General features: G+C 39.8%; 8 protein-coding genes. All 8 read right to left on the bottom strand.

The annotated features are described in order from the left end of the window. Positions 1–931 precede the first annotated feature (931 nt). The 8 genes from DFP97_RS32035 to DFP97_RS29555 all read right to left on the bottom strand — a co-directional run bounded on the left by DFP97_RS32035 (position 932) and on the right by DFP97_RS29555 (position 7,797). On the bottom strand, positions 932–1,066 hold the full coding sequence (locus DFP97_RS32035) for a hypothetical protein (RefSeq protein WP_281271030.1): 135 nt from the start codon (positions 1,064–1,066) through the stop codon (positions 932–934). A 421-nt stretch (positions 1,067–1,487) separates the two neighbouring features. After that, positions 1,488–1,952, bottom strand: a complete 465-nt coding sequence (locus DFP97_RS29590; protein WP_181873738.1) for a GNAT family N-acetyltransferase — start codon at positions 1,950–1,952, stop codon at positions 1,488–1,490. A gap of 492 nt (positions 1,953–2,444) precedes the next feature. Beyond that, positions 2,445–2,786: a hypothetical protein gene (locus tag DFP97_RS29580; protein ID WP_114384251.1), complete on the bottom strand. Its 342-nt coding sequence runs from the start codon at positions 2,784–2,786 to the stop codon at positions 2,445–2,447. Positions 2,787–2,934: 148 nt separating this feature from the next. Continuing rightward, positions 2,935–3,573 (bottom strand): hypothetical protein, encoded by a 639-nt coding sequence (locus tag DFP97_RS29575; RefSeq protein ID WP_114384250.1) that lies wholly within the window; start codon positions 3,571–3,573, stop codon positions 2,935–2,937. An 870-nt stretch (positions 3,574–4,443) separates the two neighbouring features. Continuing rightward, positions 4,444–5,796, bottom strand: a complete 1,353-nt coding sequence (ltrA, locus tag DFP97_RS29570) for a group II intron reverse transcriptase/maturase (protein ID WP_114384249.1) — start codon at positions 5,794–5,796, stop codon at positions 4,444–4,446. A 532-nt stretch (positions 5,797–6,328) separates the two neighbouring features. Beyond that, a complete protein-coding gene (locus DFP97_RS32410; protein WP_181873737.1) occupies positions 6,329–6,580 on the bottom strand; it encodes a DUF3888 domain-containing protein in 252 nt (83 codons plus the stop codon). Positions 6,581–6,903: 323 nt separating this feature from the next. Continuing rightward, positions 6,904–7,461: a hypothetical protein gene (locus DFP97_RS29560; RefSeq protein ID WP_114384247.1), complete on the bottom strand. Its 558-nt coding sequence runs from the start codon at positions 7,459–7,461 to the stop codon at positions 6,904–6,906. A 54-nt stretch (positions 7,462–7,515) separates the two neighbouring features. Beyond that, on the bottom strand, positions 7,516–7,797 hold the full coding sequence (locus DFP97_RS29555) for a hypothetical protein (protein ID WP_114384246.1): 282 nt from the start codon (positions 7,795–7,797) through the stop codon (positions 7,516–7,518). Positions 7,798–8,026: the final 229 nt, after the last annotated feature.

Genomic DNA, 8,026 nt, shown 5'->3' with positions numbered 1-8,026 from the left:
TCATTCCACTAATCTCCCGTTACTTCAGCGAAAGAAAAGGGATCCACAGACTGCGCAGCAGTTGGCGATCCCTTTTTAAGTAACGTACCCGTTAGCTTAGTTCCTAGCCGTGTCTAACTTGCTCTATTTCTCATCTTTATTTATTGTATATTTCTTCACCTACGGCATTAATAATTGTAATATTTTGCACCGTTGCTTGACTAAGATTGGATATTATTAAGCCCTTTTTGTCAATGATTCCTCTTGACCTAATTGTTCCATCTGAATACTTTACATTAATATACTTGGCTCCTTCATTCATTAGATCATCATGTATAATAATGGCAATGTATGGTGCTCCATTGCCCACAGTTATTAAGTCTTCACCATTTGATCCCCAAGATATCTTATGATCATATAACTTTTCATACTGATCCGAATACAATGTTATTAATGAATGAATTTTTCAGTAATATTAATGCACTGTCCTTTATCAATATGCTATCGAGAGCCTCTAATTTATTTTCTGAAACATATACTATTATCTGTTCGTTCGTTGGTGCAGAATAAATCAAAGTTGGCTCCTTAGAACATCCTGTGATAAAAATTAAAACTAGGAGATATGGAATAAACTTCAGCTTCATATATTTCTCCTCTCTTCGGGTGAGATCAGCTAAGATCAATAAATATTAATGCGTTTCCAAACAACGGAAAGTTGCGTTAATCTGCCCTACTTCAATGAAGGACGGCAGCCGATCGTGTGGCTGGCTGCCGTTGTGTCTTGAGGAGCTATCGTAACCGATAGCTTAATAATCTATGGCTATAACGGTTAGAAAATGGTTTTGACTAAGTCATAAATAAGAAATCCCAAAAATGTTGAAACATTTATTATTATTGACCATCGAATTATTTGTCTTAGGGACCTTGGAGTTTGATTTAGTTGTTTTGGATTTTAAAATCCATTTACAGCATCATAATGCTTTATTACATCATTAAAGCCTTGTCTGTCGGAATAATAAACAGTATTGTTATCTGACTGAGTAGTATGAATAGTTTTATCATCAAAGGGATTGTACTTATTATCCATTTCACACCTCCAGAAAGATATTTGCTGGGTAGTACGCTTCGTGGAGATTGGGTTCAAAAGGAAACTGAACCTGTTCATACCGTTTTCATTATTCAACATTCACAAAAATGATAAAAAACCGCATGGTCTATGGTGTCATAATTGTTGCGTAATGATTCAATAAGAGTTACATATTTTTAAGCAAGCATTCAGCCCCCTTGTCACTCCCTCAAATATAAACGAATCATAAAATCTTAAACATCTGAAATTTTTGGTAAAAATCATCCTACCCTTATACGTAAGAAAGGCCGCCGATCCTCGGCAGCCTTTGCATTTTTGTTGAATGCTATCGTACCCTTTAGCGTAACAACGCAAGAACCACGGGAGTTAGTATCTGCTTCTCGCTGAATCAGTCACGTGATGTAATTGGATATTGAATTCGTTATGACACAATGGATAATTCCATAAATATTTCAGCAATATCATTATCATTGTATTTTGGTATCTCATAAAAGCCAAAACTTCGAAACACTGACATCGCTTTATTAGATTGTTTCTCAGTGTCCAACCTCAGCTTTATTAATCCAGCTTGTCTTGCAACTTCTATTATTTGGCTCATCATGCTTTTGCCGTAACCCTTATCTTGATGTTCAGGTAAGACGAAGAACCTCTTTATTTCACCGATTCTGTTTTCAGAATCAATGCCCTTTAAACCAATAGTCCCAATAACGCTCTGTTCTTCCTTCAATAACCAAAATCCGCCACCGGTCTCAAAATATAGAAGTTCAATACTTCTAATATCTGAATGCGACCCTTCAGGATCAAAGACATATCCTCTGGATACATACATAGTTTTCATAAACTCTTCCAATTGATCCTGGTCCGATCTAATGTATCTCTGCAGCAATAAGCATTCCCCTCTCTCGTGGATAGAACTTCTTTACTCTCGTTCTCCGTAAGTTCAGCGAGGCATTGTTTCTATAGCTCGATCTTCCTCCAAACGCTGTTTTCAAGTATCTCATAAGAATTTCCCGTGCACCGTATCGGTCTGATTAAATCATGTTGGCAACCATCAACGGGATCCTCAATTTGAACCCAGTCTTCTTCCGATGTTTGGAAATACGCTTCGCTAAAACGTTCTGCATCCTCTAAATGTTCAAACCAATAATCATTATGCGACGGCTCATCTTGCTGTGTCTGATAAACAAAGAGATATACTCCATTATCTTCGGTTTCATATATTATGACTTTTTTAATTTCATGGGAAGTGCTGGGTACAGTGAGTGCGTATTTTCTCAACTCCTTTTAATTAAACAATCCTGCCCGTTAACGTAATGGAGGCTGCCGAACGGCAGCCTTGTTCTAGTTGTTTATGGAGCTATCGTATCCGTTAGCTTAACTAAATTCTTCCGTTTGATACTTCTTCTAAAACATATTCAATTTTTTCTATGATTTCATTAATATCTCTCGATAAAAACTTATAAATAGGATTTTGCCAATCTGGGTCAGATGAGTTTATTAGGACAATCTTATACTTTCCTTTGGGATTAAATTCAGGGTACCAGCCTAAATCTACAGTTCTATTATTTTTTATATGATCAAACTGTAAAATATCCTCGTTAAACTCCCACTTATATTCATAATCATCATTTTTAAAAGCATCTGGATTTGCTTCAGTAAATTGGTTGAAATTAACCATCCAACCAGGAGGGATTCTTAATGGAACTAATTTGGACTGCATATGAAACACCTTTCTTATGTATTTAGTTGATGGGATTTTACCAAAAAGGATTTAGTTGAATATAAACCGTTGTTCTATCTTACGATTAGTCCGCCGAGCAGCAGTCAATTTAACTATCGTACCCGTTAGCGTAATAAAACACGGTTTGTCAGTTTACAGATAACTTAAATATCAAAGCCCATTTTGCGTTTTTCAATCGCTCCGGAGTTAAATCAATGGTTTCCCACTCATTCTTATCTGTGGCCTGCATCCCCCATACGGCAACCTCGTCATTTTCTGAGACATCCAAGCTTTTATTTAGTTGGATAGTATTGCTTCCTTTTCTAATATCACGATCGATGTATGTAATACTTGATGCCGTACCGTTTTTATCCGCAAAAGCTGTTGTGATCTCATACAGTGGTTTACTGCCTTCAATTGAAACTGTCTTAATCGATGCAATAAATTCGCCTTCATAGTCCTTTGTCTTATCTTGTGAATCCTGCATTGAGGTGCCAATGGAACTGTATGTCTTCGTTTTCGTTCCGTTTTCCCAAAGTTCAATTTTAGCAGAAATATCATTTTTGTTTCCGCCGTACTTCAATTTCACTGCACCCGACATCGTGCCAAGAAAAGGTTGGAACTTCCGTGCCTCTCCGGCAAATAAATCGATTGGCTCCACGTGCAAAGCAGTTCCTTCAACTTGTTTTGTTATTTCTGTTTCCGGTTGGTTGGATACATCCTTTGAGCATGCACACAGCATTGCAGCAATAATAAGTATCAAACCGATGAGATTTAGCTTCTGCAAAATAATTTACTCCCCTTCTTTTCACATTGTTTAATTTTACCATTAACCAAGCCATAGTTAGAACACAATTTTTTTAGTATACTGCCCGTTAGCTTAACGCGACTGCTGGTTTACATTTTTCAATATCTCTAACCCTCTTCTCTTTCGAAATTGGAAAAATAAAATAACCGTACCTCATACACCGACACGATTATTTTATTCGGTTTAAAAACCTTTCAGCTAATGACTTTGACGTATTATTTATCGTTTTTTTATAGAAGGACCATTTCAACCATCACCCGGAATTCAAAAAACCACAGCAGCCGAAGCTGGTGTGGTTTAATTTTGGCGAATGTATTTCACTCTACTCAGATACTTTGCCGTGAATAACCTTATCTTCATCATCCAAGGATCTTGATCCAGGTATACCTCAGGAGCGAATATGGGCAATTCTAGAGCCGCTACTGTCAATTAATTGACATATCCTAATGTCCATTTTTTGATGAACTAAACGTAATGGAATAATGTTGCCATAAAAATTATGTAGTTATTCTTTGCCAAGGTGGCAAACTTATACGTAAAGTCACACTGCTTGAGACTTTACATAAAAGATTTCCATCCATTGACTTTAAAGGGTTTTTCCCTTTTCTTCACAAGAAATGTGGATTTTTCTCAAGTCATTAAATCGTACGGTAATCATATATTTACTTAGAAAAACTTATGGCAAACACATGATTCATAGACAAATTCGTACAGGTTATACTCTATGGAAAAGTCATGAAAGATTAAGCACCTATTAAAAATAAAAATGACAGTCTTGGACGAGAAAATAGTAGAGTGAAGGGCTGGGCATCCAGCCCCTCCTCATCAAACCGTACGTGAGGTTTTCCCTCATACGGCTTTCCGACGTTCTTCACCTCGAGCATTACAGTGTCCCCAGGAGGAAGCGGTTGTCAAGCCACTCTTAGTCAAGGCATCGCTCACTTCTGGTCCCCATCTCTGAAATTTCCGTTTGTGCTTGTTACGTAGGAAGATAAACAATCTTCTGCGAATGTGCCAATCAATCTTCTGTAGAAAACGGTTGGAGACCGCTGGGTCAATCTTACCGTAGTATCCCCGCCATCCTTGAATGACTGGGTTCAATTCTTTCACCATGTCCTGAAGCGACCATGGAAGACGGCTTCTTGGTGCGGTTATTTCCTTCACCCTTGCCCGCATCTTCTTCATGGCTTTCTTTGATGGGAAGCTGCGTAGGATGTAGGCTAGCCCTCCCTTGCTCCTCCACGGTAATTTACGGTGATGCATTCCCAGAAAATCGAATCCCTCTGTATCATTGTACACGTTCACAAGCTTAGACTTTTGCGTATTCATAGAGAGTTCCAGTTTCCTAAAGACATTCTTTAGTACATTCACTGCTTCCAGTGCATGCTCCCGTTTATGGCAGAGGATCACGAAGTCGTCAGCGTATCGGACGAGTGTTCCAAGATGAGTGAACTGCTTTTCCCACACCGTATCTAGGTAGTTCAGATAGATGTTTGCAAGCAGTGGTGAGATCACTCCGCCTTGGGGGCTCCCGATCTCCGTGTCATAAAACTGATCATCTTTCATGACTCCGGCTGTGAGCCATCCGCGTATCAACTTCAGAATTCGTCGGTCGCTGATGCGTTGAGCAACAAGCAGCATCAGTTTGTCATGGGGAATGTTGTCGAAGTATCCAGGGATATCTACATCCACCACCCAGTAGATCGGGTTATCCTTCGTCGTGCGACGGATCTTCTCAATGGCTTGTTTCGCGCCACGTTTCGGGCGGAATCCGTACGAACAGTCCCGAAAATCCGCTTCGAAGATCGGTTCCGTCACCATCTTGGTCGCCATCTGGACGAGTCGGTCTTGAATTGTGGGAATGCCTAACGGTCTCATCTTTCCATCCGGTTTCGGAATGTCTTTCCTCCGAACCGGGGAGGGACGATACTTACCGTTGACAAGTAGCTCTCTCGTTTCTTGAATGAGCTGTTCCTCCCCATATTCCTGAACGATGTATTGAATCGTTATCCGATCAGTCCCGGCGCTTCCTCCGTTCGCCTTAACTCGTTTCCATGCTTCTCGTAGAATGTCTTCACGATACACTTTGTCGTATAGCGCATGAAACCTTCTCTTGGGGTCAACCTTGGCCGCAAGGTAGAGTGTGTTCTGGAGTTGTTGAACTTTTGCTTTGGTGTAGTTAGCAGGTTTCACTGCATTCACTCGCTCGTACCTCCTTCACACACATGAACGAAGCAGGGGTCCTTTCCTCCGCAAGGTTATGTTGTCCTTGCTTCATTGGTACTACGACCCCCTCCGACTCCCTTCCTGCAACGTTCCATTTCATCTTTCGACTTATAGGATTGTTCTTTACGGCTTGCGCCGTGCAGGGGAGGGTCTCCCTAGTTCCAAGCACAACTGTCTCTACATGCCGATCCCTTTACACCGGAGAGTTCTTCCGCGCTGTTTCCAAGTTCTTGGCGCGTTCCATGGCCTTCGCCCAGGACCTCGGGGCTCGGCACTCTCTTGTCCCATTTTTGGGTGCAGTTGACGGTGCGGCAGGATTCACAGCTTCATGTTACGGCCTGCAGATTCACATCACAGGGCTTCGACCGGAAGATCTCTCTTCCAAGCCGCCTGTTAGCTACGGAGCAGCTTGGCCTTTACTCCGGCCGGACTCTCACCGGCAAGTTGTGCCTAGCTTGGCTAGGCGCGCAAGTCCTAGACTGCCACTATTTTATTGCTATCGTACCCGTTAGTTCAAGCGTTGGGCATGAAAATCACTCACTTTATATCCGCCAAACCCAGCTTTAAAAGTAATTCTAATTATATCCGAGGTTGAATCTTGTTTCGTAACTCTTCCTTTAAATATGAATTCTTGCTGAGGATATTTACCGGATTTCTTAATCGGCAAAATTCGAGCGTTATCGAGGAGATACTCACCATACTCTTTTCTAATTATGCTCAAAATTTTAGGACGAAGCTCAAAAATAAGAACCTCTTCCAAGCACTTACGTTGAATTTCAGCATTGTATTGAGTTGGTGACTCTTCGCTGTAAGCTTTCCATACATTCCATTACTGTAAAGTTGGTTAGCCCTAATGCCCAAATCAATATGATACATCTCCACCACATTGGGAAATCCTCCATCATTTTTTAGCTATTTTACCCATGTGGTTTTTGAACTATCCTAAACCGTAAGTGTAACGAAAAAATAGCGCCTGCTCATCCATCAACTATCGTGTCCGTTAGCCATCCATGCCGCTCAAGCGACACCACAGATTATGGAAGTAATTGCGTTCTTCCATGGGAGCGTAATGAAGGATGAGTTCTAATCATTCCAAAAACCAATATCACCAGTTTCAAACAATATTTTTCCTTCCTTGTTCGTTGCCCGAATAGTAATAGGCATCTTCAATTCGTTTTCGACCAAGGAATACCATATGGAATATTCGTCATTTTTAATAATATGAGCCGTCTTGTCACCCTCACTTATCAAAAGAATCTGAGTTATTTCCGGATTTTTAACAACGCCATAAAGCATATGAATATTTGATTCTTGATTTTCTGATCCCTGCCAGCTTAAACCTTGATCTGTAGACATTGGAGTTTTGTTGATATAATCACTCAATTCATATCCACGAAGTTTTTTCTGTAGTAATACAACGCATAACTCTGAATTATTAGTTATATAAAATGCTATTGTTCGCTCTCTATCTGCATGTATATGTATTAATTCACTGTAGCCCGAATCAGATTCTGAAATTACCTTTCCAATTTGATCATACAGAGGTTTATTTTGTTGCACTAGCCATATAAAAAGAATGATAGAAGTAAAAATAAAGATCAATATAACGACGAGAGGAATAAAAAATTTATTATTCTTCATTTTTCTCTCCTCACAGATAATGGTACTCATGTATATTCGCAGAACGATAGCATATCACCTTTTTTGAGGGACACCTATAATATATTCCTCTACAGTCCATTCATGGATCGGGTTACTTCCCCTTCCTGGTTTTACACACTGGTGAGAAAAAGCGTCGTTTAAGTGGAATCCCCTTTTTTGCAAATGTTCCCCAATTTTCTGTCTAGATGCTTTTAATCCACCATAGTACTTTTCATTAATCTCAAAAATCTGCCTTGAGCCACCGTTGATTATCTCATGAACAATGTACTTGCCTGACTCTTTGTCTCCTTCAATCATGAAGTGAAAATTCGACATAAACATTCCTCCTCAATTTAGCTATAACCATTATAAGGGAGATCACGATCCTATTACGGAAGGTTTCAATTTTTTTGAACTTCTTTAGCCACAAAAAAAGCACTCACTTGAGTGCTTGTTGGACTCTTATCGTACCTTCAGATTGAACCAATTACAGTATTTCAAAAACATCATCTTCCTAAGTTGCTCGTCAACCACCGTTAGTTCCTTTTCTAAAGAGTGCTTAAAA

The organism is Paenibacillus prosopidis (assembly GCF_003337375.1).
Lineage (GTDB): Bacteria > Bacillota > Bacilli > Paenibacillales > Paenibacillaceae > Pristimantibacillus > Pristimantibacillus prosopidis.
Note: the sequence above shows the minus strand (reverse complement) of the source record. Positions and strands in the feature narration are given on the sequence as shown.

Coding starts and splice junctions, on each gene's coding strand:
- DFP97_RS32035 (WP_281271030.1), bottom strand. CDS start 1,066: ATGGATAATAAGTACAATCCCTTTGATGATAAAACTATTCATACTACT.
- DFP97_RS29580 (WP_114384251.1), bottom strand. CDS start 2,786: ATGCAGTCCAAATTAGTTCCATTAAGAATCCCTCCTGGTTGGATGGTT.
- DFP97_RS29560 (WP_114384247.1), bottom strand. CDS start 7,461: ATGAAGAATAATAAATTTTTTATTCCTCTCGTCGTTATATTGATCTTT.
- DFP97_RS29555 (WP_114384246.1), bottom strand. CDS start 7,797: ATGTCGAATTTTCACTTCATGATTGAAGGAGACAAAGAGTCAGGCAAG.